The 26845-nt window shown below is 63.8% G+C and carries 26 protein-coding genes; 13 read left to right on the top strand and 13 right to left on the bottom strand.

The window, feature by feature from the left end; translation table 11 throughout:
- Positions 1–5: 5 nt before the first annotated feature.
- The 4 genes from C476_RS02430 to C476_RS02420 are packed head-to-tail and all read left to right on the top strand — an operon-like array spanning position 6 to position 1929.
- Complete coding sequence (locus C476_RS02430) at positions 6–179, top strand: 30S ribosomal protein S27e (protein WP_008009490.1); 174 nt, start codon at positions 6–8, stop codon at positions 177–179.
- Entirely contained in the window at positions 176–976 is an 801-nt protein-coding gene (locus C476_RS02425; RefSeq protein ID WP_008009488.1) for a translation initiation factor IF-2 subunit alpha, read from the top strand. The genes C476_RS02430 and C476_RS02425 overlap by 4 nt, the downstream gene beginning before the upstream one ends.
- Positions 976–1155: an RNA-protein complex protein Nop10 gene (locus tag C476_RS17680; RefSeq protein ID WP_008009486.1), complete on the top strand. Its 180-nt coding sequence runs from the start codon at positions 976–978 to the stop codon at positions 1153–1155. The genes C476_RS02425 and C476_RS17680 overlap by 1 nt, the downstream gene beginning before the upstream one ends.
- 6 nt (positions 1156–1161) lie before the next feature.
- Positions 1162–1929, top strand: a complete 768-nt coding sequence (locus C476_RS02420; RefSeq protein WP_008009485.1) for a proteasome assembly chaperone family protein — start codon at positions 1162–1164, stop codon at positions 1927–1929.
- 174 nt (positions 1930–2103) lie between these two features.
- On the opposite strand, the gene C476_RS02415 is transcribed toward C476_RS02420, so the two are convergent.
- Positions 2104–2883 (bottom strand): DUF7839 domain-containing protein, encoded by a 780-nt coding sequence (locus C476_RS02415; protein ID WP_008009483.1) that lies wholly within the window; start codon positions 2881–2883, stop codon positions 2104–2106.
- Positions 2884–2988: 105 nt separating this feature from the next.
- Between C476_RS02415 and artA the strand changes: the two genes are divergently transcribed.
- Positions 2989–3981: an archaeosortase A gene (gene artA / locus C476_RS02410; protein ID WP_008009482.1), complete on the top strand. Its 993-nt coding sequence runs from the start codon at positions 2989–2991 to the stop codon at positions 3979–3981.
- Positions 3974–4693: a metallophosphoesterase gene (locus C476_RS02405; protein WP_008009480.1), complete on the top strand. Its 720-nt coding sequence runs from the start codon at positions 3974–3976 to the stop codon at positions 4691–4693. The genes artA and C476_RS02405 overlap by 8 nt, the downstream gene beginning before the upstream one ends.
- 93 nt (positions 4694–4786) lie before the next feature.
- Here C476_RS02405 and C476_RS02400 read toward each other — a convergent pair whose 3' ends face one another.
- The 3 genes from C476_RS02400 to C476_RS02390 form a co-directional block, all read right to left on the bottom strand.
- On the bottom strand, positions 4787–5590 hold the full coding sequence (locus C476_RS02400) for a metallophosphoesterase family protein (RefSeq protein WP_008009479.1): 804 nt from the start codon (positions 5588–5590) through the stop codon (positions 4787–4789).
- A gap of 62 nt (positions 5591–5652) precedes the next feature.
- A complete protein-coding gene (locus tag C476_RS02395) occupies positions 5653–7008 on the bottom strand; it encodes an NAD(P)/FAD-dependent oxidoreductase (protein ID WP_008009477.1) in 1356 nt (451 codons plus the stop codon).
- 96 nt (positions 7009–7104) lie between these two features.
- Positions 7105–7239, bottom strand: coding sequence for a hypothetical protein (locus C476_RS02390; protein ID WP_008009476.1), 135 nt, complete (start codon positions 7237–7239; stop codon positions 7105–7107).
- Positions 7240–7391: 152 nt separating this feature from the next.
- Between C476_RS02390 and C476_RS02385 the strand changes: the two genes are divergently transcribed.
- Positions 7392–8189, top strand: coding sequence for an N-acyl homoserine lactonase family protein (locus C476_RS02385; protein WP_008009474.1), 798 nt, complete (start codon positions 7392–7394; stop codon positions 8187–8189).
- Here C476_RS02385 and gatB read toward each other — a convergent pair whose 3' ends face one another.
- On the bottom strand, positions 8190–9686 hold the full coding sequence (gene gatB / locus C476_RS02380) for an Asp-tRNA(Asn)/Glu-tRNA(Gln) amidotransferase subunit GatB (protein WP_008009473.1): 1497 nt from the start codon (positions 9684–9686) through the stop codon (positions 8190–8192).
- 196 nt (positions 9687–9882) lie between these two features.
- On the opposite strand from gatB, the gene C476_RS02375 reads away from it, so the two are divergent.
- The 3 genes from C476_RS02375 (at position 9883) to C476_RS02365 (ending at position 14817) form a co-directional block, all read left to right on the top strand.
- Positions 9883–10182: a DUF7518 family protein gene (locus C476_RS02375; RefSeq protein ID WP_008009471.1), complete on the top strand. Its 300-nt coding sequence runs from the start codon at positions 9883–9885 to the stop codon at positions 10180–10182.
- A gap of 89 nt (positions 10183–10271) precedes the next feature.
- Positions 10272–13844, top strand: a complete 3573-nt coding sequence (gene smc, locus C476_RS02370; RefSeq protein ID WP_008009469.1) for a chromosome segregation protein SMC — start codon at positions 10272–10274, stop codon at positions 13842–13844.
- A complete protein-coding gene (locus C476_RS02365) occupies positions 13837–14817 on the top strand; it encodes a segregation and condensation protein A (protein WP_008009467.1) in 981 nt (326 codons plus the stop codon). Before smc ends, C476_RS02365 begins: the two co-directional genes overlap by 8 nt.
- 112 nt (positions 14818–14929) lie before the next feature.
- Here the strand turns inward: C476_RS02365 and C476_RS02360 are convergent, their stop codons facing one another.
- Together C476_RS02360 and C476_RS02355 are read right to left on the bottom strand one after the other, a co-directional pair.
- Entirely contained in the window at positions 14930–15982 is a 1053-nt protein-coding gene (locus tag C476_RS02360) for a dipeptide epimerase (protein ID WP_008009465.1), read from the bottom strand.
- Positions 15979–16998, bottom strand: coding sequence for a DUF1611 domain-containing protein (locus tag C476_RS02355; protein WP_008009463.1), 1020 nt, complete (start codon positions 16996–16998; stop codon positions 15979–15981). The genes C476_RS02360 and C476_RS02355 overlap by 4 nt, the downstream gene beginning before the upstream one ends.
- A gap of 347 nt (positions 16999–17345) precedes the next feature.
- Between C476_RS02355 and C476_RS02350 the strand changes: the two genes are divergently transcribed.
- Positions 17346–17540 (top strand): hypothetical protein, encoded by a 195-nt coding sequence (locus C476_RS02350; RefSeq protein WP_008009462.1) that lies wholly within the window; start codon positions 17346–17348, stop codon positions 17538–17540.
- A 123-nt stretch (positions 17541–17663) separates the two neighbouring features.
- Here C476_RS02350 and C476_RS02345 read toward each other — a convergent pair whose 3' ends face one another.
- Together C476_RS02345 and C476_RS02340 are read right to left on the bottom strand one after the other, a co-directional pair.
- On the bottom strand, positions 17664–18593 hold the full coding sequence (locus C476_RS02345; RefSeq protein WP_008009460.1) for a Vms1/Ankzf1 family peptidyl-tRNA hydrolase: 930 nt from the start codon (positions 18591–18593) through the stop codon (positions 17664–17666).
- Between the two features lie 29 nt (positions 18594–18622).
- Entirely contained in the window at positions 18623–19015 is a 393-nt protein-coding gene (locus C476_RS02340; RefSeq protein WP_008009459.1) for a DUF5802 family protein, read from the bottom strand.
- 324 nt (positions 19016–19339) lie between these two features.
- On the opposite strand from C476_RS02340, the gene C476_RS02335 reads away from it, so the two are divergent.
- A complete protein-coding gene (locus C476_RS02335) occupies positions 19340–20224 on the top strand; it encodes a hypothetical protein (RefSeq protein ID WP_008009457.1) in 885 nt (294 codons plus the stop codon).
- 87 nt (positions 20225–20311) lie between these two features.
- Complete coding sequence (locus C476_RS02330; protein WP_008009455.1) at positions 20312–20983, top strand: metalloregulator ArsR/SmtB family transcription factor; 672 nt, start codon at positions 20312–20314, stop codon at positions 20981–20983.
- 26 nt (positions 20984–21009) lie between these two features.
- Here C476_RS02330 and C476_RS02325 read toward each other — a convergent pair whose 3' ends face one another.
- The 4 genes from C476_RS02325 to thiC form a co-directional block, all read right to left on the bottom strand.
- A complete protein-coding gene (locus tag C476_RS02325) occupies positions 21010–21561 on the bottom strand; it encodes a hypothetical protein (RefSeq protein ID WP_008009454.1) in 552 nt (183 codons plus the stop codon).
- Between the two features lie 106 nt (positions 21562–21667).
- The gene (ppsA, locus tag C476_RS02320; RefSeq protein ID WP_008009452.1) at positions 21668–24001 is read right to left on the bottom strand and encodes a phosphoenolpyruvate synthase; all 2334 of its coding nucleotides are present in this window, start codon (positions 23999–24001) and stop codon (positions 21668–21670) included.
- Between the two features lie 435 nt (positions 24002–24436).
- On the bottom strand, positions 24437–25336 hold the full coding sequence (locus C476_RS02315; RefSeq protein WP_008009451.1) for a PhzF family phenazine biosynthesis protein: 900 nt from the start codon (positions 25334–25336) through the stop codon (positions 24437–24439).
- 51 nt (positions 25337–25387) lie between these two features.
- On the bottom strand, positions 25388–26836 hold the full coding sequence (gene thiC / locus C476_RS02310) for a phosphomethylpyrimidine synthase ThiC (RefSeq protein ID WP_049911544.1): 1449 nt from the start codon (positions 26834–26836) through the stop codon (positions 25388–25390).
- Between the last annotated feature and the right edge of the window lie 9 nt (positions 26837–26845).

Here is a 26845-nt window from a genome sequence, read left to right as displayed (position 1 = left end):
TTTCAATGGCAGGAAACTTCTACAGCGTCCGATGCGGTGACTGCGAGAACGAACAGACCGTCTTCGGCAAGGCCTCCACGGAGGTCGCCTGTGCCGTCTGTGGCACGACGCTTGCGCGACCGACCGGCGGCAAAGCCGAGATCGAACACGAGATCATCGACACAGTCGAGTCACGATGAAATACAGCGGCTGGCCCGACCCCGGCGAACTCGTCGTCGGCAAGATCGACGAAATCGAGGACTTCGGTGTCTTCGTCGATCTCGAGGAGTACGAGGACAAGCGCGGACTGATCCACATCTCCGAAGTCGCAAGCGGCTGGATCAAAAACGTCCGCGACCACGTCCGCGAGGGCCAGATCGTCGTCTGTAAGGTCCTGGATGTCGACGAGAGCTCCCAGCAGATCGACCTCTCGCTGAAAGACGTCAACGACCACCAGCGCTCCGACAAGATTCAGGAGTGGAAAAACGAGCAGAAGGCCGACAACTGGATGGAACTGGCCTTCGGCGACGACATCGACGACGAGGCCTATACCGCGATCGCCAACGAACTGATCGGGGCCCACGGAAGCCTCTACGACGGCTTCAAGCAGGCCGCGATCCACGGTGAGGAAGCCCTCGCTGACACTGATCTCGACGACAACGAGATCGACTCGCTCGTCGAGACCGCCCGCGAGAACGTCTCGGTACCCTACGTCAACGTCACTGGCTACGTCGACTTAGAGAACCCCTCGCCAAGCGGTGTCGACGGTATCCGCGAGGCCCTCGAGGCCGCCGAAGGCAACGGCGAAGTGCCCGAGGAAGTCGACCTCGAAGTGAGCTACGTCGGCGCACCTGAGTACCGCATCGAGGTGCAGGCACCGAACTACAAGACCGCCGAATCTCACCTCGAGGACAGCGCTGATCGCGCGATCGCCGCGATCGAAGACCACGACGGCAGCGGCGAGTATCACCGCGAGCGACGGACCGACGACGAGTAATGAAATCGGATATCCGGGTGTGTTCGGCGTGGCGAGCGGTCCACGACCGCCCGGTATATACCCTTTCTGACACCTGTCCCGAGTGCGGTGCTGACGCCGAAAACAGCGCGCCGGCACCCTTTGACCCCAACGACCCCCACGGCGAGTACCGACGCGCTCTTAAACGTCGCCATCGCTGATACGGTATGGACGAACTCGAGATCGACGCAGTCGCCGAGGTCGAACTGGACGACCCCGTCCTCGTCGAGGGGTTGCCGGGGGTCGGACACGTCGGCACCCTCGCCGTCGAACACCTGCTCGAGGAACTCGAAGGCGAGAGCACGCTCGTCCGACGGGTCTACTCCCGCGAGTTCCCGCCGCAGGTGAGCATCGAGAACGGTGTCTCGGAACTGACCTGTGCTGAGGTCTACGCCGTCGACGTTCCCGACGGCAGAGATCTCCTGCTTTTGACCGGCGACCATCAGGCCCAGAGCAACGCCGGTCACTACACGCTGACCGACGCCTTCCTCGACATCGCCGCGGAGTTCGGCGCGACCGAGGTGTATGCACTCGGTGGCGTCCCGACCGGTGAACTCATCGACGAGTACGCCGTCGTCGGGGCCGTCAGCGACGAGTCGTTGCTCGAGGGCCTCGAGGATGCTGGCGTCGAGTTCCGCGAGGACGAACCCGCCGGCGGCATCGTCGGTGTCTCCGGGCTCTTGCTGGGACTCGGCGAGCGCCGCGGCTTCGATGCGGCTTGCCTGATGGGCGAGACCAGTGGCTATCTCGTCGATCCCAAAAGCGCCCGATCGGTGCTCGAGGTGCTTGCGGATGTCCTCGGTTTCGACCTCGATTATGAATCCCTCGACGAGCGGGCCGACGAGATGGAAGACGTCATCGGCAAGATCCAGGAGATGGAACAACAACAGAGCATGGACGTGCCGACCGACGACGACCTGCGCTACATCGGATAACGACTCGATTTGCTTCGTTTCTGCAGCCAGTTGTGTCGCTGAGTGAGCCGCGCAGTCTTCCCGTATCAGAACCGGGAGACGGGACGTCGGCCGGGCCGCTTATATTCGTCACTGTGTCCCGGCACACCCGCGGCGGGGTACGGGGACGCCAGAAATGACTGACAGCTGTCCGTATCAGCCCTCGAGGACTTCGTAGGACACGTCGGCATCACGCAGTGCGTCGGTGACGCGGCCAACGGCGTCGGTCGTGGCGACGGCGGTGACCGCAAGGCCGTGACTTGCGGCGTCAGCCGCGACATCACCGACGGCGAAGGTGACCGCAGGCTCGGTACCGGCCTGCCGGCAGGCGACGACGGCCTCGACACCGGTGGCGACGACGAGATCGGCGTCGGCACACGCGTCGGTGAGCGTCACATCGTCGATCGCACGGCTGCCGCCGGTACGGATCGATGGCACCTGGAGAACGGTGACGGAGCCGGGCTCGAGTTCCATGACGCCCTCGAAACTGGTGACACCGACATCGGTCCCGGCTTCAGCGTCGCTAGTCGCGATCCCGGTCGCGGGACCCTCATTCCCCGGCGTGGCATGAAGCAGGCCGTCCTTAACGGTCAGCGAGACCGTTTCGCCCTCCTCGATGTCGTCGGTGGCGATGTACGCATCCTCGCTCATCGCGCCGAGGACGTCGCCGGTGACGTGATCGGCGAACCGACGAACGTCGTCGGCCGCACGGAAGAGCCAGTCGACGCCTTCGCGAGTGACGCGATAGCGAGAGCGGCCTTCCTTTTCGACGAATCCTTCCTCGACGAGTTCGCGAATGTATTCGCTGACGGCCTGACTCGTCACGCCGACTTCCTCGGCGATCTCACCCTGGCTGACCGCGGGCTGGCGCTCGGCGATCTGGACGAGAATCCGGAACCGCGTCGCGGCCCGCTTGTTGTCGAGGACGTCGACCATACCGCTATATTTCGGTGCGCGGCAAAAAGGGACGCGGTCGGCCCGCTGTGTCGCTCGGTCGTACCGAGGCGTCAAGTTGATAGCCGGAGAGACCATCGGAGTGAGATGAACATGCCGACCCTACCCGCGTCGACAGCGGTAACTATCGGTTCGATTCCGCTCGGAGACGTCCTCGCCTGGACCGCGATCGGCGCGTTCGTCGCAGCGATGGTCCTCGAATGGCGCGATTTCGTCGACCCTGCACGCTACCTCGCAGCAGGTGCCTGGGTCGTCTTCGGCCTCTTCTGGCTGACGATGGTCCCACACTACTATCTCGAGGTCAAAAGCCCGATTCAAACGCTGCTGACACTGGCTGCATTGCCGCTGTCCGTCTATGCCGGGTATCTGCTCGTGCAGGGACGAGAGTCACTGCTCGTGCTGTCGAACGCCGTCGCGTTCATGGGTCTCTTCTATCTGCCTGCGGAGACGATCCCCGTCGTTCGTACGTGGCTGATCGAGACGACGGCCGCCCAGACGCATTTCGGGATGGAGCTGTTCGGCTACAGTCCCGGCATCGTCGAAGGAAGCAACGGCTATATGAGCAAGTTCGGGTTCGATCCCAACGAGACCGTGACCGGCCGGACGACCTACATCATCATGTCCTGTACCGGCATCGGCAGCATGGCCATCTTCGGCGGTCTCATCGCAGCGGTCGACGCACCGCTCAAGCGAAAAGTTACGCCCTTCGTGCTCTCGATCGGCGTCATCTGGTTTCTGAATCTCGTCCGGAACGTCTTCATCGGGCTGGCCTCGCCGTGGGGCTGGTTCCAGCAGGACGTCTTCGTCTACTTCGTCACGGAGTTCATGGGCGCACCCGCCGACCGAACCTCCTATCTCGTCGCCCACAACTTCATCGCCCAGTCGCTGTCGATCGTCGCCCTGCTTGGCATTACGTACCTCGTCGTCCGCCTGCTCCCCGAAGTGCTCGAGCCCCTCGAGGAAGTCCTCTACATCCTGACCGGCACGGAGTACGACCTCGCGGACGCCCTCGGCGCGGACGTTCAGGGCGAGACCGATGCAGCGGCACGCACGGCCCGCTCCGAAACGGGCGATGACTGACACCGGCGTCGCGATCGACGTTCCGTTTGCCGTCCACGACCGCGCTGTCTTCGTTCCCGCTGCCGAGACGCTCGTCATCGCGGACGTTCACCTCGGGAAAGCGGCTGCTTCGAGCGTCGACGCTCCGATCGACGACGGTACCGACGTCCGCGAGCGACTCGAGAGCGTACTCGCGGCGACCGAGCCGAGCACGGTCGTCATCGCTGGCGACCTGTTACACTCGTTTTCGCGCCTTCCACGCGGCGTCGAGCGCGATCTCGATCGACTGATCGATGTCGTCAACGCGGCTGAAGCCGAGTTGGTCGTCACGCCGGGCAACCACGACACGATGCTCGAGACGGTCTTTGACGTCGAGACTACCCTCGAGTACGAACTGGCCGACGGCGAGACGGTGGTCTGTCACGGCCATGAGCGACCGAAGACGACAGCCGACCGGTACATCGTTGGCCACGATCATCCCGCGCTGTCGATCGAGGGTTGCAAACGGCCGTGTGTTCTCTACGGCCCCGACGCCTACGAGGGTGCGGACGTGCTCGTCCTTCCTGCGTTTACCCGGCTCGCTGCCGGCGCGACCGTCAATAGAATGGCTGGCCGCGACTTTCAGACGCCGCTCGTCCGGAACGCAGACGAGTTCTATCCCGCGGTTCGGGACGACTCGAGCGGCGAGACGCTGTGGTTTCCGCCGCTGGGAGAACTCCGAAAACTGCTGTGAAGCCGCCTGAGTCGGCATCGTCGGCTGCGTTCCGATGCGCTTACTCGATCGGTGGTTCGGCGTCGGTGATCGAGACGTCGCCGTTCTCGAGGGTCACGTCGTAGGCACTCCGGTAGCCAGCGTTGAGACAGGGCGTGCCGGCGATGTTTCGACGCCCTCGGCCTCGTGGATGTGTCCGCACGCGACGAACGAAATGTCGTGATCGGTCAGCAGGTTCGTGAGTGCGATCGATCCCCAGTGGCGACCGCCGATACGGGGGACGGACTCGGCGACCCGATCGAGCGTGGTGTTGAACGGTGGGACGTGTGTGATCCCGATCGTCCCATGGCTGTCTTCGCTAGCCGTCGCGAGCGACGTCAGCGTCTCGTATCCGTCACTGTAGGTAGAAAACTGCTGGTCGACCCCCTCGAGTCGGTCGCACAACGCGACGGCAGCTTCCGTGTCGTCGCCTGCAGCACGGTCGAGCGTTCGCGCGAGCCATGCGTCGGGGTCGTCGATCTCAGTCATCGCTTCGGGATCGTATCGGACTTCCGGACCGTCGTCGAGCAGCTCGCTCCCGAAGCCGAACGCGTGATACGCTCCGAGGTCGGTCGCCGCTCGGTGCAGGTTCCGTACCCCTGTCGCGCCGTCAATACACTCCTCGTGCCGATGATGATCGTGGTTTCCGGGGACCGTTAGAACTGGGACACCGAGGTCGTCTAAGTGCTCGAAGAAGGCCGTCGCTTCCTCGAGTCCGACTAGTTCCTCTTGCTGCAACGTCCCGTTTGCGACGCTCACGCGAGAGTGAGCGACGTCGCCGACGGTGAGGACGGCGTCGAACCGCTCCCACGACGGGTGCGGGCGACCAGCGTACCCGTCTTCGCCGAGGTGGAGGTCCCCGAGTACGAGTAGTTTCATTCGAGAAATCAGACCGAAACGTCAGCGACCATCGACTTAACGATTGCGTCGTGACTGGTCCGTCACCGGCCCCGAGACCTCGACAGATCGTCGATGACGGCCTTCGCAGCCTGTCGGCCGCTCTCCATCGCGCCCTGAATCGACGACCACTGCATGTAGTCACCCGCCAGATAGACCGGCCCCGCCGGATCGCGAACGTCGGGCAGCCGCTCGCGAAAGCCCGGTGGCTGGACGAACTGGGCGAACGGCACCCGTTCAGTGTGGATAGCTTCGAGCCCGTCGAACCGGTGGTCGGGATACCACGACCCGAGCGTTCGTCGCGTCAGTTCGGATAGTTCCCCGTCGCGTTCCGCCGCTCCGCGGCTCGCGCCGCTTCGCCTCGAGGGTCTATAGCTCTCGCCGCCGAGATACGTCGCACTGATGAGCGTCGTGCCGTCAGGGGCGTACGTCGGCGCGACCGCGCTATGCGGGACGACGTGGTTCGGCCCCGTTTCGGTCGCGTTCAACAGCAGCCGCCGGTCGGTCTCGAGGTCGACGCCGGGTGGCAGCGCGTAATACTGGGTGACACAGCCGCGTGCCTCCGTGGGGATCGCGTCGACGCCGGTCAGGTCGCGGGCGGTCGGTGGGTCGGTCGCGACGACGACCGCGTCAGCTTCGACGGTCCCGGTATCGGTCTCGACCCTGACGGGACCGTCCGATCCGCTCGAGTCGCCCCCGGTCGCTGTAACCGACTCGGCCCTGACCCCGGTTTCGATGGTGCCGCCGACCTGGCGGACGCGGTCTGCGAGTTGGGCCGTGATCGCCCCCATTCCCGCAGCGGGGACGGCGATCTCGCCCGCCGCAAGGGTTCGGAACGTGTACTCGAAGACACGGCTCGAGGTCGACAGCGAGCGATCGAGCGTGATCCCACCGTAAAACGGGGCGACGAATTCGTCGATGAACCGGTCTGAGAACCCGCGTTTATCGAGATATGCCCGGATCGTCTCGTCGATACCCTCCTCGAGCACCGTCTCGGGATCGGTTCGACGGAGGTTCCACCAGAGTCGAGCGATTCGGAGCGCGTCACCGACGGAGACGACGGGATTTGATAGCGTCGCTGGGATCGTGCTGGGTTCACGAAGCGGGTCCGCGAGTACCGTTCGGCCGTCGGGGCCCGCGATGGTGGCACCCGGCGCGAACCGTCGTAGGTCGAGCGCCTCGAGATCGAGTTCCCGCTGGACTGCGGGATAGGCCGTAAACAATACCTGAAAGCCGCGATCAAACCGGTAACCGTCGCGCTCGACGGTTCGGACGCGGCCACCGACCGTGTCGTGGCGCTCGAGCAAGGTGACGTCGACGCCGCCGGCGGCGAGGTGCCGGGCGGCGACGAGTCCGGCGAGACCGCCGCCGGCAACGAGAACGTGCGGGGATGAAGCCATACGTACTGATTGAACGACAGTCAATAAAACCGTGGACCTAACGATGCAACGCGTGCAAACCGATCAAACCGAAATCAAACGGCGATCGTGGACAAGTCAGTGATCAGTCAAGATTCTAAGCGCTGCCCCGACGAGAATGACGACCGCACCGAGGACCGTCGACACGGGTGGAATCGGGACGAACAGCAACCCGACACCGACGACGAGCACGATCGTCGAAGCTCTGACCATGTGGACACGACGCCCTGACGACAGGAAGAATCACAGCAGACAGTGACAACGAGATCGGAGCGAGAGACAGGACAGGATCGCTCCGAGTAGCCAACCGCGCCGAGATTGTAGCGATTCCACACCCATAAGCGCGCGCCGCGCGTGCTGAGAGTATGGTCGACGCGACACTCACACCGATCGATCGCGGGACGATCACCGCCGACCGCAACAACATCATCGAGGGGGCCGTCCTCGGAACGACCGACGAACCGAATCCCGAGACGGTCATGGAGGACGCGCCGGTCTACAACGTCGTTATCGACCACCCCGAGGCGACGATCCTCTGGGATACCGGTTCCCATCCCGACGCCGCAGACGGCCACTGGCCTGCCGACCTCTATACGGCCTTCGAACACACCGGCCTCCGGCCGCTCGAGGACGATCTGGCCGACGCTGGCTACGCAATCGCCGACATCGACATGGTGATCCAGAGCCATCTGCACCTCGACCACGCCGGCGGCCTCTACGCGTTCGAGGGCACCGACACGCCGATCGTCGTCCACGAACGAGAGCTCAAGTACGCCTACTACAGCGCCAAAACCGATGCGGGCGACGTGGCCTATCTTGCCGGCGACTTCGACCGCGACCTGCACTGGGAGATCATCCACCGCGACCGCAGACAGCTCGTCGACGGTCTCGAGCTCGTTCACTTGCCCGGCCACACGCCCGGCTTGCTTGGCGTGCACCTCGAACTCGACGACGCCGGCACGGTGATCCTTGCGGGCGATCAGGCCTACACCCGCGAGAACTACGACCAGGGACTCCCAATGGGTGGCGGACTACTCTGGAGCAAACGCGACTGGCACGAGAGCCTACGAACGGTCAGGGACCTCGAGCGCCGCCACGACGCGCGGGTCCTCTGTGGACACGCCAGGGAGGATCTCGAGGCGCTGCAGAACGGATTCGAGTGACTACCCCTCGAGTTCGGCCCGCAGCAGCTGGTTGACGTCGCCGGGGTCGGCGCTACCACCGGTCTTTTGCATGACCTGACCCACGAGGAAGTTGATCGCGCCGTCGTCGCCCGACTCGTAGTCGTCGACGGCACCGGGATTCTCGTCGATCGCTTCGACGACAGCCTGCTGGACCTCGTCTTCGCCGGTCTTGCCTAAGCCTTCCTCGGCGACGACCTCGTCCGGCGTGCGGCCGTCATCAAGCATCGCGCGCAGCACCGTTTCACGGGCGTTTTTCGCCGTGATCTCGTCCTCGGCGACGAGTTCGACCAGCCGGGTGACTTCCTCGAGCCGGCCCTCGATCTCGGTGATCTCGATGTCGCGGTAGTTGAGTTCGCCAAGCAGGTTGTCCGCGACCCACGTGGCGGCGAGATCGGGATCGAACTCGCCGGCGACGTTCTCGTAGAAGTCGGCGACTTGCTTGGTGGAGGTAAGCTTCGAGGCAGCCTCCTCGTTCAGGCCGTACTCCGCCTGGAACCGCTCGCGGCGGGCCGAGGGCAGTTCCGGGATGGCGATCTCGTCTTTCCAGCCGGAGACGCGAAGCGGCGGTAGGTCGGCCTCCTCGAAGTAGCGGTAGTCTTTCTCCTCTTCTTTCGAGCGCATCGAGACCGTGATACCCCGACTCTCGTCCCAGTGGCGGGTCTCCTGTTCGACCGCGCGGCCGCGCTGGATGGCGTTCTTCTGGCGGGTCTCCTCGTAGGCCAGGGCCTTCTCTGCGCCCTTGTGACTCGAGATGTTCTTGACCTCCGTGCGGTTGGCCGCCGCCAGCGCTTCCTCGCCGATCTCGTCGACGCCGTCGCCGTCGATTTCGTCCTCGGGGATGATCGAGAGGTTGGCGTCGATCCGCAGGCTGCCGTCGCGCTCGGCGTCGAAGACACCCAGGTACTCGAGCACTTCCTCGAGTTCCGCGAGGAAGGCCCGGACCTCGCTCGGACTGCGGAAGTCCGGTGCGGTGACGATCTCCATCAGCGGTGTGCCCGCACGGTTGTAGTCGACGAGGGTGTACTCGGCCGAGTCGATGCCGCCACCGCCGCCGACGTGCTGGAGACTACCCGGGTCCTCCTCTAGGTGAGCGCGCTCGATCGTGATCGTGCGACGCTGGCCTTCGACGGCAACCTCGAGTTCGCCGTCGGCACAGATCGGCTCGTCGTACTGGGTGATCTGGAAGTTCTTGGGCAGGTCGGGGTAATAGTAGTTCTTCCGGTGGAAGCGGGTCTCCTCGGGGATGTCGGCGTCGATCGCCTTCCCGATCTTGACGGCGGCCTCGACGGCGGCCTCGTTTAACACCGGTAGCGCCCCCGGCAGGCCGAGACAGACCGGACAGACGTTCTCGTTTGGCTCGTCGGTCTGGTCGGTCGAACACCCACAGAAGATCTTCGTGTCGGTCTCCAGCTGAACGTGGACCTCGAGCCCGATGACGGTCACGAGGTCGCCCTGCTGGACGGTCTGGGCAGTCATTGGACATCGATTCGGCCCCACGGGGGTAAAACGTAACGGGACGAAGCCGCCGCGCTCGTTGTGATGCCCTCGAGCATCCCGGATCACTTGCACGCTTGCGGTTTCGGGGAACAGTCATGTCGTCGCAGTACGGTATATAAGATAGCTTATATTCGTCTGACGTACGTTTATGTGGCCGGACGGCCCCCTAGCAGATATGTCGAACAACCGTGTCGAGCAGCTCGAATCGACGGTTTCGGAACTCGAGTCGACGGTAACGGGCCTGACGGAGGAATTGATCGAGGCGAAAGAGCGGATCCGTGTTCTCGAGGCCGAACTCGATGCCGACACGCCGACGCGCGTTCCCGAGCGACGGGCGGAGTCAACCGATGGGGACGAGACCCCCGAAGCCGAACCCGACGACGTCGCCGAAGCGGCGGCCGACGCCGACGGTGAGGCGGACACGAGCAGTGACGAAACGGAAGACTCAGGTAGCGACGACATTATCGTAGCATAACTGCAGGCGACGCCGTGGGGCGGGGAACGGAGCCGTGACGAGTACCCACGACCGACGGCGCTCGACGACACGGAGGCCGCGCAAGGAGAATGTATATCAAGGCGATCATCCTCGACGATTTCAAGAGTTTTGGGAGGAAGACCAAGATCCCGTTTTACGAGGATTTCACGGTGGTAACGGGCCCGAACGGCTCCGGAAAGTCGAACATCATCGACGCCGTCCTCTTTGCGCTCGGACTCGCCCGAACCCGCGGGATCCGCGCCGAGAAGCTGACCGACCTGATTTACAACCCCGGTCACGATGACGGGAACACGTCCAGTGGCCCCCGCGAGGCCACCGTCGAGGTCGTCCTCGACAACTCGGACGGCACCTTGGAGCGCTCGCAGGTCGTCAACGCTGCGGGCAGTGAGGACGTCGGCGATGTCGATGAGATCCGCATCCGTCGGCGCGTCAAAGAGACTGAGGACAACTACTACTCTTACTACTATCTCAACGATCGCTCGGTCAATCTCTCGGACATTCAGGACCTGCTGGCGCAAGCCGGCATCACCCCGGAGGGGTACAACGTCGTCATGCAAGGCGACGTCACCGAGATCATCAACATGACGCCCCACGCCCGCCGGGAGATCATCGACGAGATCGCTGGCGTCGCGGAGTTCGACGCCAAAAAAGAGGACGCCTTCGGCGAACTCGAGACGGTCCAGGAACGGATCGACGAGGCCGAACTCCGCATCGAAGAGAAACGCGACCGCCTCGACCAGCTCGCGGACGAACGCCGAGAGGCCATGCGCTACCGCCGGCTCCGCCGCGAGAAAGAGGAGTACGAGGGCTACAAGAAGGCCAGCGAACTCGAGGAGAAACGCGACGAACTCGCGTCGGTCGAAGCCGAGGTCGACGACCTCGCGGACGACCTCCGCGATCTGCAGTGCGAACTCGACGAACGCGAAGGCAAAGTCGTTCGCCTGGAGGAGGACCTCGAGGATCTCAATGCCGAAATCGAGCGCAAAGGCGAAGACGAGCAGCTCCGTATCAAAAGCGAAATCGAAGAGCTCAAAGGCGAGATCTCACGGTTCGAGGACAAGATCGAAGCCAGCGAAGAACAGATCGAGGACGCCGAATCCACACGCCGCGAGGCGTTCGTCCAGATCGACCGGAAACAGGAGACGATCGACGACCTCGAGACGGAGATCCGCGAGCAGAAACTCGAGAAAGCCTCGATCAAAAGCGAGATCCAAGAACGAGAGGCCGAACGCGACGAACTCGAGGCCGAGATCGAGGCCGTCGACACCGAGTTCGACGAACTCAAGGCCGACCTCGCCGAGCGCAAAGACGACCTCGAGGCAGCCAAAACCGAGAAAAACGACCTGCAGCGCGAACAGGATCGCTTACTCGACGAGGCCCGGCGACGCTCGAACGCCATTAGTGAGAAAGAGAACACGATCGAGGAGAAACGCCAGGAGATCCCTGAGATCGAAAGCGAGCGAAGCGACCTCGAACGGGAACTCGAAAAGGCCGAGCGCAACCGGGAAAACATCGCCGAGGTCGTCGACGACCTGAAAGCCGAGAAGCGCCGGTTGCAGTCCGACCTCGATGACCTCGACGACGAGATCCAGGCCAAACAACAGGAGTACGCCGAACTCGAGGCCAACGCCGGCCAGAGCGGCGACTCCTCCTTTGGCCGCGCGGTAACGACGATCCTCAATTCGGGGATCAACGGCGTCCACGGCGCGGTCGCCCAGCTGGGGACCGTTCCCAGCGAGTACGCGACCGCCTGCGAAACCGCTGCTGGCGGCCGGCTGGCGAACGTCGTCGTCGACAACGACGTCATCGGCCAGCAGTGTATCGAACACCTCAAGTCACGCAACGCGGGTCGGGCAACGTTCCTGCCGCTGACGGATATGAGTCAGCGCCGGCTTCCGTCGGCACCGAGCGATCCGGGCGTCGTCGACTTCGCGTACAACCTGGTCGATTTCGACAGCGAATACGCGGGCGTCTTCTCCTATGTTCTCGGGGATACGCTGGTCGTCGAGGATATCGAGACCGCCCGCTCGTACATGGGCGACTACCGGATGGTCACGCTCGACGGCGATCTGGTCGAAAAAAGCGGCGCGATGACCGGCGGCTCCGGCGGCGGCTCCCGGTACTCGTTTACCGGTGGCGGCGAGGGCCAACTCGAGCGCGTCGCCAAACAGATCACGGAACTACAGGACGAGCGCGACTCCCTCCGCGAGGAACTACGTGGCGTCGAAGAGCGGCTCGACGACGCCCGCGATCGCAAGAGCGACGCGGCAGACGAGGTCCGCTCGATCGAAGCCGAACTCGAGGGGCTCGACGAGAAACGCGAGCGTATCGAGACAGAAATCGAGGGGCTGAAGGCCGACCTCGAGGAACTCCGCGAGGAGCGCGAATCCGTCGACGAGCGGATGAACGAGATCGCCGACGAGATCGAGGTGAAGACGACAACAGTCGAGGATCTCGAGGCCGAGATCGACGAGCTCGAGACCGAGCTCGCCGATTCGAAGATTCCCGAGTTGACCGACCAGATCGAGGCGCTCGAGGCCGAGATCGACGAGCGCGAAGACCGGATTCAGGAGCTCGACAGCGACCTCAACGAACTGAGCCTCGAGAAGGAGTACGCTGAGGACGCCATCGAGGACCTCCACGACGACATCGAAGACGCACAGAATCGCAAAGCGGAGCACGAAGACCGGATCGACGAGTACGAGGCCGAAATCGACGCGAAACGCGACGAACTCGACGAGAAACGCGAGGCCGTCGCGGAACTCGAGGACGAACTCACGGAGCTGAAAGCCGAGCGCAGCGATCTCAAAGAGGAGGTATCGACGGCCCGGACGAACCGCGACCAGCAACAAGACCGGGTCAACGCCGTCGAGAGCAAACTCGAGGACGCCCGCGAGCGTGCAAGCGACCTCGAGTGGGAGATCGAATCCCTCGAGTCGGAGGTCGGCAACTACGATCCCGAAGACGTGCCCGACCACGACACCGTCCTCGAGATGATCGAGCTCCTGACCGCGGACATGGAGGCGATGGAGCCGGTCAACATGCTCGCGATCGACGAGTACGACGAGGTTCGCGAGGATCTCGACGAACTCGAGGACGGCAAGGCGACGTTAGTCGAGGAAGCGGAGGGCATTCGCGATCGGATCGAGCAGTACGAGACCCAGAAGAAACAGACGTTCATGGACGCCTACGACGCGATCGCCGCCCACTTCACGGAGATCTTCGAGAAGCTTTCGGAAGGGACAGGGACGTTGCACCTCGAGAACGAGGACGATCCGTTCGACGGCGGCCTGACGATGAAGGCCCAGCCGGGCGACAAGCCGATTCAACGACTGGATGCCATGTCGGGCGGCGAGAAGTCGCTGACGGCGCTGGCCTTTATCTTTGCGATCCAGCGACACAACCCGGCCCCGTTCTACGCGTTAGACGAGGTCGACGCCTTCCTCGACGCCGTCAACGCCGAGCGGATCGGCGAGATGGTCGACGAACTCTCAGAGAAGGCCCAGTTCGTCGTCGTCTCTCATCGCTCTGCGATGCTCGATCGCTCCGAGCGAGCGATCGGTGTGACGATGCAACAGGACAACGTCAGTGCAGTCACCGGCATCGACCTGAGCAGCGGCGAGGTGCCGGCCGATGACTGACGACGAGATTCCGCTGAATATCACGGGCCACGAGGAGCGCGACCGACCCGGCGAGTCGCCGCAATCTGACGCAGACGGCGCGGACGAGACGGACGACGCAGTCCTCGAGTTCACCGACGGCGAGTCCGAGGAGGGCGACGAGCGGGACGAAAACGAGGACGAAGAGACTGTCGAGCCGGTCGAACTACTCGTTCAACTCGCAGAAGACGGCGAGATCGACCCGTGGGACATCGACGTCGTTCGCGTCACGGACAAGTTCCTCGAGGCGATCGACGAGGTCGACCTGCGGACCTCGGGACGAGCACTGTTCTACGCGAGCGTCCTCCTGCGGATGAAAAGCGACGAACTGTTCGCGACCGACGAGCCCGACGAGGAGGAGCTCCCGCCGTGGGAAGCGCCCTTCGCCGACGATGGGAGAAGGGATGCTGAGAGTGACGAGCAGAGCCACCCGCCGGGGTTCGATCCCGTCGAGAGCCTCGAAGAAGAGATGGAACGCCGCCTCGAGCGCAAGCACGCCCGCGGCAAACCGGAGACGCTGGACGAACTCGTGCGCGAACTCCGGACTGCGGAACGCGACAGCTGGTGGAAGGAATCCCGCAGTTACGACACGAGCGACTCGCCCAGCGGCTACGATCGCGGCGTCCAGGAGTTGAACTACCACTCAGGCGATGACTTCCGAGTCGACGACGAGCCGACCAGCGACGACGTCACCCACACGACCCACGAGGAGGACATCGAAGCGGTCATCGACGACGTCGAGGCCGAACTCGAGGCCCACTACGAGCAGGGCCGCGACGAAGTGCTATACGCCGAAATCGACGCGGTCGGCGGTTCGCGCGTGATGACGTATCTCGCATTGCTCTTTTTGGCCCATCGGGGTCGGGTGACCCTCGAGCAGGACGATCTATTCGGCGACCTTTGGGTGAAGGAGGCGACGGTGGAGTCGGACGCGAGCGAAGCGATCGCTGACTGATACGGTCTGCTATCACTGGGTACCGGCGCACTCGCAGGATGGGTCGCGGGTGCGCCAGCACTGACTGAGCGGAGTCCGTATGAGAGGGGAGTCGCCGCCTCGTTCTGTGCTGTTAGTCGACGTCGGACTCGAGGACGGCACCCGTTCCGGGGCGCTCGAGGCCGGCCAGATCGATCCGGCCGTCGGGCATCGGAACGCCGTCGGCGGGATCGTCGGCTAATAGCAGCGGGCCGTCGAGGTCAGCATAGTCTAGCAGCGGCGCGAGGTGACAGGCCGCCGCGATCGAGGCGTTCGATTCGGTCATACAGCCACACATCACCTCGAGGCCGTGGGCACGGGCGGCGTGGATCATCCGCTTGGCTTCCAGCAGCCCGCCACATTTCATCAGTTTCAGGTTCGCGATGTCACAGCGATCTGCGATCTGTGGGATGTCCGCGAGCGTGACACAGGATTCGTCGGCAGCGATCGGCAGCGCCGATCGTTCGTAAACGAACTGCAGGCCCTCCGGATTCTCGGCAGGAACGGGCTGCTCGACGAACGCCAGGTCGTAGTCCACTAACCGCTCGATCTTGGCGACGGCTTCGCGAGGCGTCCATGCCTCGTTCGCGTCGACGAACAGCCGAACGTCAGGGGCGACCGACCGGATCGTCTCGACGATCTCGAGGTCGCGGTCGGTCCCCAGTTTGACTTTCAGCGTGGTGTACCCGCGCTCTATGGCCGTTTCCGTCTTCTCGCGCATCGTCGCCGTGTCGTCGAGCCCGATGGTGTAGGAGGTCTCGAGCGTCTCGCCGGGATCGAGTCCCCAGTACCGATAGAGTGGGATCTCGAGCCGCTTGGCGACGAGATCATGGAGCGCGATACTCACCGCGGTCCGGGCGGCCGGATTCTTGCGGACCGTCTCGCGCATCCGGCGTTCGATCCGCTCGAGCTGGTGGGGATCACCGACGTCCTCGACGACTGCCAGCAGGTCGGGCAGGACGGCCGCGACGGTTGCTGTGGTCTCGCCGTAGTGTGCCGACGGTGTGCCAGCGCCGATCCCGACCCGACCCTCGTCGTCCTCGATTCGGACGAACACGGCCTCGGATTCGGTCGTCGTGCCGCGAGCGATGCCGAACGGGTACTCGAGCGGCAGCGAGCGCCGTTCGAACGCGGTCTCGAGGCTCATAGCAGTTCGTCGAGTACCGCGTCGGTCCCGAAACGGATCACGTCGGTCGCGGGCGCATCGAGCGTGTCGGCGTACGCGTCGACAGCGTCGCGGGCTGCCTCGTCGTCCTCGAGGGCGGACGTGTTCAGCGCGCCGGCGACGATTTCGCTGTCCGCGACCGGAGCGGCGACGTTCTCGTAGAGATCGACGTACGTCGGAATCGACGGCAGCGCGAACGACTCGTAGCCGTGGATCGCCTCTTGGCCGGCGTTGTGACAGAGGACGAGGTTGTCGGCCATCGACCCATGGAGGATACCGAGCGTGACCGCCGAGTACGCCGGGTGGACGATGCTGCCCTGTCCCTCGACGAACAGATAGTCGTGCTCGTCACCTTTCTCGAGGATCATCTCTTCGACCGCCCCTGCAGTGAAGTCGCTGACGACGCGATCGATCGGATTGCCCCAGCCCTCGATCATGATACCCGTCTGGCCCGTCGGGATCACGGCGGCGTCGTGGCCTGCCGCGCGAGCGTCGCGGGCGAGTTCCATCGTCGTCGTCATCTTACCGGCAGAGCAGTCGGTACCGACGGTGAGGATTACCTCAGCGTCGACCTCATCGGCTCTGCCCTCGGCGACTGTGAGGTCTTCGGGCGGGTTCCGCACGTCCCAGAGGTCGCAGTCGTTCTCGGCAGCCAGTTGGGCGAACTCCTCGTCGTCTTCGAGGAAGTAGTGCAGTCCCGAGATCACGTCACAGCCGTACTCGAGTGCCGTTCGAACGTCGTCGCGCCAGCTCTCGTCGAAGCCGCCGCCGATCGGTGCGATGCCGATCACCAAGGCATCGATGTCGTCGGGCTCTATGGCGTCCATCCCGGCGACGATCGGTGCATCCTGTACGTCGGGGACGAAATCGGAGACACGGTGTCCGTCGGCCGTTCGATCGAGAACTGAGACGACATCGTGGTCGGCATAGCGGAGGATACCGAGGGCGGTTTTGGCGTTGTCGGGGAATTTCTCGTGGGCGAGAATTGCAACACGCATACGTGTGGGATAGACGAGGGAGTACTTGAACTACCTGAACCGTCGGGTGGCAGTGAGAAGCAAACACGTATCGAACTCGGGTCAACTACTCCCCCTAAGCGCCTTCGGCGCTTTGGGGGTGGGGCTTGCCCGTGGACTCGGCTTGAAACGAAACGGATGGAACTATTTGTTAAGTAGTGGCGTACTACCGCGGCCATCGTCGGACGCTGCTATGACGGGCGCTGGTGTCAACTGAGCGTTTCATGGCGACGTCTCGAACACGGACGGACCCGATGGAAGCCGGCTACCGTCCATCGCGGATGCAACGGTCGGTGCGCTTATTATCGTGTGAAGTGGTGGCACTGAACATGGATGGCGTCCTGAACGAAACGACAAACAAGATACACAGACACGAGACCGGCAGTTCTGACTTCCGGACGACCTGTGGTGCAACCATCCACGTCGCTCACGACAATCTCCGTCTGATCGCTATCGAGCGAGCGGTCACCGATGCGGACGTAACCAAATGCGGTCGCTGTTTTGCCGACGGCAGCGGCTACTGACGTCCCACAGACGGAGTCAGACTGTCGGACACGGATCCATGACGTCTCGAGCGCATCTCGAGAGCCGTCACCGATGGCGACATCGACCGTATCGGTCGCTGGCATCCTCGTGTGCTTCGGGTCTCACAGTACTTGCAACTCCGTCGTCCAGAACGAGCGGACGGCGTCTGCAAGCGCTGGCTCCGGATCGCCGGTCGCGTCGACGGCGGCCGTCGCGGTTGGCTCGAGGTCCGATTCGTCGACCAGAGTGTCGACGATCCCGCGCTGGCCTACGATAACGAGCGGCGTTTCGGCGCGTTCGCCGCCAGTTTCGTACGCCGCAAGCGCCTCGCGACAGCGCTCGAGGTGGGTGTCGATCTGGTCGTCACGGATCCGCTCGAACCGGGCCTGTGAGAAGCCGCCTTTCGAGTGGCTGCCTTTGACGTCGCTTTCGAAACCGCGGTAGTCGACGCGCTCGTTGCCCTCGTAGACACCGCAGGCGAACAGGTCGGTCCGGACCAGCGCGACCGCGTGGCGGCCGGTCGGCAGGAACCACTCGCGCTCGAGTTCGAATCGATCGCTCCACGTCGCGTCGACGTCGGGGGAGATCGGCGGCTCGAGCGTCACTGCCAGTAGGCCGGCATCGTCGATACAGCAGAGACACGGTGCGGTCTCGTCGATGAGGGCGACCCGTTCGCCGAGGACGTCCGCGAGGTCGTCGCGGACCGTGTCAGGAACCTCGTCGTCGATAACGGCAGTCAGCGCCCCCTCGCGCCCCGTTCGAAACGACGCGAGTCGATCGAGGACCTCCTCGAGTCGGGCCCCACGGAGCTGTTCACGGCGACGGACCTCGAGTGCCGTCTCGTCGTCTTCGAACTGCTCGAGTTCGCCCTCGAGCTGGGCGATCCGGTCCTCGAGCCGATTGTTACGCTCTTCGACCTCCTGTCGGGCGGTGGCAGCCTCGGCCCGGCGTTCGGCTTCGGCCTCGTAGCGCTTTCGCAACCGCTCGGTTTCCGCCTCGAGCTCGTCGATACGCTGTTTGAGCGACGCGCGGCCGAGCAACTCGTCGAGCATGCGGCCGAAATCGGGAAGCGAGACTACTTCTAGGTTCCGGCAGTCGACGGCCAGTCGTCGGACGACGTTGCGTCGTCGGTCTGCCACCCGCCAGCAATCGAGAGCAGTTGGCGAGCGCGTTCCCGACGGGCCAGAAACACTTCCTGAAGCGAGGGCGGATTCCGAACGCTGGTTCCCTCGAGCATCGGTTCCGGCAGCGCAAGCGTATTCGTCGGAACGTCGGCGGCCCCGTGAACCGGGAAATGACGCGTCTCGAGTTTCATCACCAGCGGCGTGTCGAGCCGCTCGAGGCCGTCGCCGGTCGCGTACACCTCCTCGTTGATTCGCTCGTGTTGCTCGTTGTGCATGAGCGCGTGATCCCCGTCGGTTGGGGTCACGTAGAGCCGTCCGAGATAGTAGCCTCGAGAGAAGAGCTCGAACATGCTAGCTAGTGCCAAGGACTGGAGCGGGATAACTGTTTTCGGACAGGGTTACAACGACGCGCTATCAAAGATGTTTCCGGCCGACAGCGACTGCCAAATCACAGTATAGATATGATTGATTTCGTGAACCGTGTAATGAAACCGCGTGTACTCTCGGTCAGCCACTGTGACAGCTGGGCCACACGGTCGGCAGCCGAACGAGAATATTACGGAATGTCAGCCCGTTGTGAACGCTCAAAACGGATTTCAACGGTCGAACGATCCGAGTAAACGATTCGAACGAAGGTCTGTCTTTTTAGGATATTCTGAACGACAATACGATCGATGAGAACCACGCGGTCCGTCGCCCTCCTGGTGACCCTCGCTATCGTCGGCCTCACAGTCGCGCCAGTTACGAGCGGTGTCGTCGCGAGCACGTTCACCGCGGCCGACTCCGATGAAACCCAGTCGGCCTCGACGAACGCGTCCGTCGGCACGATGATGCAAGCCAGCGCAGCCGACACGAGTAACGCGATCGAAACCGAACTGTTCGAGACGGCCTACGAACGTACCGATACCGAGCGCAAGGCAACACTCGTCAGCGACCGCACAGCCGAACTCGAGGAAAAAGTCGCCGCCCTCGAGGCCGAACGCAAACAACTGAAAGCGAACCGCGACCAGCTCTCGCAGGGTGCCTACCAGTCGCAGCTGTCCCGACTGACGGTACAACTCGCCGCTCTCGAGCAGTCGATCGAACGGACCGAGCGCCATGCCGCGGAGGTCGGCGTCGCGCAAGATCGACTTGTAGACCTCCAGCGAGACGTGGCTGCAGTCCGGCAGAACACCTCAAAGCAAGCCCGTCCAGGCGTTGCGGCAGTCGCCCAGGGTATTGCTAGCAACGATCCATCTAACGTGTCCACCGGACCGCCAAGCGAGCGTGGCCCCGACACCGAGCAGTCGTCGGCAGGCGGGCCGGATGACCGCCCGTCGAAGGCCAGTCCAGCTGATCAGCCATCGGAGGGCAATTCGGCTACTCAGCCATCGGAAAGCAGTTCTGCTGATCAGCCATCAGAGGGTAATTCGGCTACTCAGCCATCGGAGAGCAATTCGACCGACCGGTCGTCAGCTCGTCCCACGGAGACACCAACCAGCCCATCGACAGACAAATCGAACGGTGGCGGTGACTCACCGACCGAGTCCGGCGGTTCGCGCGGCGCTGCTGACAGCTAAAGTGTGATACCGTGTGACGAGACACCGCGTCTCCGGTCGTATTTCGAGCAGACACGCTTTTCAGCGACAGTCACTAACGCTCGCGTAATGGACTCCGCCGCGCTGTTGGATCTACTCGGGAACGAAAACCGAAGACGAATCCTTCGGTTGCTCGCCCGCAAACCGTGCTATGTCACCGAAATATCGGATTACCTCGGCGTGAGTCCCAAGGCAGTCATCGAACACCTACGCAAACTCGAGGAAGCGGGGTTGATCGAGAGCCGCGTCGACGACCAGCGACGGAAGTACTTTCACATCGCCCGCAACGTCAGGCTCGAGGTGACCGTCTCCCCATACGGATTCGCGAGTAAGAGCGCCTATCCGGCCAACAACAGCTTCGATATCACGGCTTGTCGGCACCTCTCGCTCGACGTCGCCTGGGACGAGACGGACGACCTCGACGACTTGCTGGCCGTCCTCGAGGAGTTAGAGCAACTCGAAAACGAACTCTCGCTGGCCCAGCGCTGGGTGCAGGGACGCCTCTCTGACGTGCTCGATCATATCTCCGAGGCCGTCGGGGCCGGTTCGGAAAGTCGGATCTACGCCGATCTGCTCGCAAGCGTCCGTTCGGAGCCCAAATCCGTCGGCGAACTCAGTGAGGACCTCGGCGCGCCACGCGAGGTCGTCACCGAGTTACTCGAGGTGATGGCGGATAACGGCGTTGTTCGCCGAACCGAACACGGCTGGGAGCTGACGACGAACGGGTACAACAGCGAGTAACGCGCGGGATCGGTTTCCGGCTCTACTCACTCGAGATCGCGGCCCAGCCCGTCACGCAGGTCGCGACCGAAGTAGTAGCCGCCGACCGCGGCGAGGACCCCTACGGTCGCGCCGACGGCGACGAGCGTCTGGCCGGAGCCGGCCACGGTGAGGATCATATTGTTGAGCACCGACGCAACAGCGCCGACCGAGACGCCGGCCGCCGTCATCTCGAGATAGCGTCGCTTCGACGCGACCAGCCCGATGAGAAAGGCAGTGACGAACATGCCGATCATGCGTCCGGCGATCGGCAGTACGGTCGCGCCAACCAGTAACCCGACACCGAGCAGCGCCACGAGCGCGGCGTACCCTTTTGGCGAGAAATAGCGCCCGAGCGAGAGCCGTGACGTAAGCGGCGAGTACCACGATCGCGTCTCTCCACCCGCCACACTCGAGGGGTCACCTGCTGACGCGACCGACTCGTCGCCGCCAGCGACGTCGGATTCTGAACGCAGGCGGTCCGTCTCCTCGAGTAGGTCGTCAGTCGCGGGCACGTCCCGGTTCCGACGCTCGGTCAGTTCGTCCGAGCGATCGCTCATGCTCGAGCGAAGGGGAGCCGACAGCATGGGCCTTTCCCCGTTCGAGACGTGTCGCACTCGAGCGACCACAACAACAGCGACGGTCGAAAATCAGTGCCGGAACCCGTTAGCGGACCGAGTCGAGCAGCAGCTTCTGTTCGACGCGTTTGACCTCGTGTTGGACGTCACGGACGGCGTCGATGTTCGCGGAGATGGAGCTGATCCCCTCGTTGACGAGGTACTGGACCATCTCGGGTTTGGAGCCGGCCTGGCCACAGATGCTCGTGTCGATGTCGTGTTCGCGGCAGGTCTCGATGACGTTGCCGATCAGGCGCAACACGGCTGGGTGGAGTTCGTCGAAGCGGTCGGCGACGTTCTCGTTGTTCCGATCGACTGCGAGCGTATACTGGGTCAGGTCGTTGGTCCCGAAGGAGGCAAAGTCGATCCCCGCCTCGGCCATCTCCTCGACCGACAGCGCGGCGGCTGGCGTCTCGATCATGGCACCCCAGCGGCGCTTCTCGGGGTCGATGCCGGCCTCTTTCATGCACGCTTTGGCGCGATAGACGTCTTCGGCGTCGTTGACCAGCGGGAACATGATCTCGACGTTGTCGTAGCCCATCTCGTAGAGCCGGCAAAAGGCCTCGAGTTCGTGGGCGAAGACGTCAGTCCGGTCGAGCGAGCGGCGGATACCGCGGTAGCCGAGCATGGGGTTGTGCTCTTCGGGTTCGTCGTCGCCGCCCTCGAGCTGGCGGAACTCGTCGGTCGGTGCGTCGAGTGTGCGCACGCGGACGGGACGCGGGTAGAACTCGTCGGCGACGCCGCGGATGCCGTCGACGAGTTCCGAGATGTAGGCGTCCGTGCCGTTTTCTTCGATATATTTCTCGGGGGTCTGGTTCAGCGAGAGGATCATGTGCTCGGTCCGCAGCAGGCCAACGCCGTCGGCACCCGTCGCGGCCGCGCGTTCGGCGGCTTCGGGAATGGAGACGTTGACTTTGACTTCCGTCGCGGTCATCGGCTTGACCGGCGACTGCGGACGGACCTCCTCGACCGGTTCGGTCTCCTCGTCGGGTTCGACCGTCGAGCCCTCGAGGACGGCACCCTTGTCGCCGTCGAGCGTGACGACCTGCCCGTCCTCTAACGTCGTCGTCGCGTTGGTCGTTCCGACGATCGCAGGGACGCCCAGTTCACGGGAGACGATGGCGGCGTGGCTGGTCATGCCACCCTCGTCAGTGATAATCCCCGAGGCGCGTTTCATCGCGGGCACCATATCGGGCATCGTCATCTCGGTGACGATGACGTCGCCTTCGCCGACCTTCGCGAGGTCGTCGAGTTTGGTGACGATCCGGGCGGGACCGCTGACGGTGCCGGGACTCGAGCCGAGTCCGTCGACGAGCACGTCGCCGGAGCCGCTCTCGTCACCGACATCGGTGTCGTCGGCCGTGGCGGCCTGGACGCTCCCGCTGCCGTCGGTCACGCCTTTCGAGGCGTCGACGTCGGTCGTCGCGGCGTCAGTGTCGCTCTCGTCGATCGTCGTGATCGGCCGCGATTGCAGCATGTAGACCTCGCCATCGACGATCGCCCACTCGACGTCCTGTGGCTCGCCGTAGTGCTCCTCGACGCGCTCGCCGAGATTCATGAGCTCGTCGATCTCGTCGGCGTCGAGGACCCGTGCCGTTCGCTTGTCCTCTGTGACCTCGCGCTCGACGGTTTGGCCGGTCTCCTCGTCTTTTTCGTGCATCACCTTCTTCTCGGCGACGGTGACGTCCATCGATCGGTCAGCGCGGTCGATGATGTAGTTGTCCGGTGAGACGGCACCGGAGACGACGGCTTCGCCGAGGCCCCACGCGGCCTCGATGATCATCGTTGGATCGCCGGTCGAGGGGTGACTCGTGAACATCACGCCAGACTTCTCGGCGTCGACCATCTGCTGGACGACGACCGCGATGTTGACGACGGAGTGGTCGAAGCCCTGCTCCTGACGGTAGTAGATCGCCCGCTGGGTAAACAGCGACGCCCAGCACTCGCGAACGCGTTTTAGCAACTCGTCTTCGGTGACGTTGAGGAACGTCTCCTGTTGGCCGGCAAAGGACGCATCGGGCAGGTCCTCTGCAGTCGCCGACGAGCGGACGGCGACGAACGCCTCGCCGTCGCCGACCTCGCGGTAGCTCTCGAGGATCTCCTCGCGAAGCTCGTCGGGGAACGGCGTCTCGAGGATGAGTTCCTGTGCGCGGTCTGCAGCGTCAGCCAGCGCGGCCGAGTCATCGACGTCGACGTCGACGGCTGCGAACAGTTCTTCGTCGATCTCGGCTTCTTCGATAAACGAACGATAAGTCCCGGCGGTTACGACGAATCCCGGTGGGACGGGTAGCCCCGCACCCGTAAGTTCGCCCAGGGAGGCACCTTTACCGCCGACCTTCTCGAGGTCGTCGGCACCGATCTCGTCCAGCCAGAGTACAGCCATCTCTATTGGGAGAGACAGTGGACCGAATAAAGAAGGTTGCGAACGGCCGCTCGGAGTTAGAATACTCACCAAATAGGGGTTTCCCGTCTAGCCGTCGATCGATGCCAGCGTGGTTATTCCCAACACACTAATCAAAAACCAACCACATGACAGTATTAGTAACTCACGTTGACGCCATCGGTATGTGATGTCGGCACTGGCTCACGCGGGCGAGCAGCCACCGAGCGATCACGGTCGGATCGCTGGCTGCGGACTGGTGGGATCACGGTCGGCGTTCTGTCGGCTACAGCACGACCATCCCTGACCGTCCGCTCGGATTCGGACTCATACTACCCGACAACAGTCGGTGAATACTCGATCGCGTCTCGACGGCCGTCGCCGTCGGCGACAGCGTTGTGGGTGCGATCGAGGGATGAACCGTTTTGTCCGGCAGTATCAGGCCTCGAGGATGTCGTCCTCCTCGTCGTCGGGAACGGCCAGCGACCCATCGAGGACGGTCACCCCGCGGCCGCCGACCTGCACTCCGTCGCCGAGGCGAACGCGGACCGTGCCCGGCCGGTCGACGTAGTGGCCCTGCTCGAGGCGGAGTTCCTCTGGCAGATCGTCGTCGAACGCGCCAAAGCGGTCGAGATACGCGCTGGCGGCCCCGCTTGCGGTGCCGGTGACGGGATCTTCCGACACGCCAGCACCCGGCGCGAACATCCGGCCGTGCAGCGTCGAGGCGCGCTCGAGCGCGTCGAACGTGAAGAGATAGATCCCGGTCGCGTCGACCGCGTCAGTCACCGCCTCGATCGCAGCCATATCCGGCTCGGCGCTGCCGACGTCCGAGAGGTACGTGATCGGGACGATCAGGAAGGGGAGGCCAGTCGAGGCCACCGCCAGCGGGAGGTCAGCACTCGCCCCCTCGAGTGCAGCCTGATCGACCCCCAGCGCGTCGGCGACGCGGTCGTAGCCGATGTCGACCTCGCGGATCGTCGGCTCGTCCTGGGTCATCCAGACCGTTCCGTCGGGGTCGACCTCGATCTCGAGGACGCCGACGTTCGTCTCGAGGGTCGTCGTCCCGGGCTCGAGTCCCTCATCGCGGAGGTGAGCGAAGGTTCCGATCGTCGCGTGCCCGCAGAGATCGACTTCCTGTGTGGGGGTGAAATAGCGGATTCGATGGTCGGCGCGCTCGCTCGAGCGGAGAAACGCCGTCTCGCTGACCGCCAGTTCGGCGGCGATCGCCTGCATTTGCGCTGCCGAGAGCCTGTCAGCGTCCGGCACGACGCCCGCGGGGTTCCCGGTGAGCGGTTCGTCCGTAAACGCATCGACCTGCACGACTCGAGTCGTCTCCATACGACGTGGCTCGGTCGACTGGCGTATGATACTGTCGGCCCGACCCGCCGATCAGTCGTCGCCAGCCTCCTCGAGCGCGTCGACACCCTCGTGGTCGGCCATCGGCGGCAGGTCGCCGGCGGCGTGGGTGCCGACTGGCGGCCGGTTGACCTCGGCTGCAGGCGAGGCCTCGAGATCGGTTCCCTCGCCTTCGCCCTCGAGTGAGTCCATGTCCCCGGTTTCGCGCGCATCCTGGTCGATCCGCATCGAGCAGAACTCCGCGCCACACATCGAACAGAAGCGGGCCTCCTTGTAGTTGTCACCGGGCAGCGTCTGGTCGTGGAACGACCGGGCGCGGTCGGGATCGAGCGCGAGGGCGAACTGTTCGCGCCAGTCGAACGCGTAGCGGGCTTCCGAGAGGGCGTCGTCCCAGTCGCGTGCGCCAGGGCGTTCGGTGCCCACGTCGGCGGCGTGGGCGGCGATCCGGTAGGCCGCGAGGCCGTCGCGGACGTCTTCTTCCTCGGGAAGCCCGAGGTGTTCTTTCGGCGTCACGTAACACAACATCGCGGCACCCGCTTGTGCTGCCATCGCGGCCCCGATGGCGCTGGTAATGTGGTCGTAGCCCGGCGCGATGTCCGTCACCAGCGGGCCAAGCACGTAGAAGGGCGCACCATCACAGACCTCCTGCTGGCGCTCGACGTTCTCGGCGACCTTGTGCATCGGGACGTGGCCCGGTCCTTCCACCATCACCTGCACGCCGTGGTCCCAGCCGACCCGTGTGAGTTCGCCCAGCGTGTCGAGTTCGGCGTACTGGGCCTCGTCGCAGGCGTCAGCCAGACAGCCCGGTCGGAGGCTATCCCCCAGGCTGAACGTCACGTCGTGTTCGGCGAAGATCTCACAGATTTCGGGGAAGTCCTGATACAGCGGGTTCTGTTCGCCGTGTGCCTCCATCCACGAGGCCATGATCGAGCCGCCCCGTGAGACGATCCCCGTCTTCCGGCCGTCGGTCAGCGGCAGGTGTTCCGCGAGGATGCCGGCGTGGATCGTCATGTAGTCGACGCCCTGCTCGGCCTGCTTTTCGATGATCTCGAGCAGCAGGTCCTTGGTGATCGCTTCGGGGCTGCCAGCCTGCTTGACCGCTTCGTACAGCGGCACCGTGCCGATCGGCACCGGCGAGTGTGCGATGTGGGCCTCGCGGATCTCGTCTAAGTCGCTACCCGTTCCGAGGTCCATCACCGTGTCCGCGCCGTAGTGGACCGCGGTGTGGAGTTTCTCGAGTTCCGTCTCGAGGTCGCTCGTGGTCTCGCTGTTGCCGATATTGGCGTTGACTTTCGTCGCGAACTCGCGGCCGATGATCATCGGATCGAGCGACTCGTGGTGGCGGTTGGCCGGAATGACGGCCTGTCCGTCGGCGACCTGCTCGCGAACGGAATCGGGATCGCGGTTCTCTCGCTCGGCGACGCGTTCCATTGCAGGTGTTATCGTCCCCTCACGGGCGGCCTGTAGCTGTGTCTGCGTCATCGATAACTA

This window comes from Natrinema limicola JCM 13563, assembly GCF_000337475.1.
Lineage (GTDB): Archaea > Halobacteriota > Halobacteria > Halobacteriales > Natrialbaceae > Natrinema > Natrinema limicola.
Note: the sequence above shows the minus strand (reverse complement) of the source record. Positions and strands in the feature narration are given on the sequence as shown.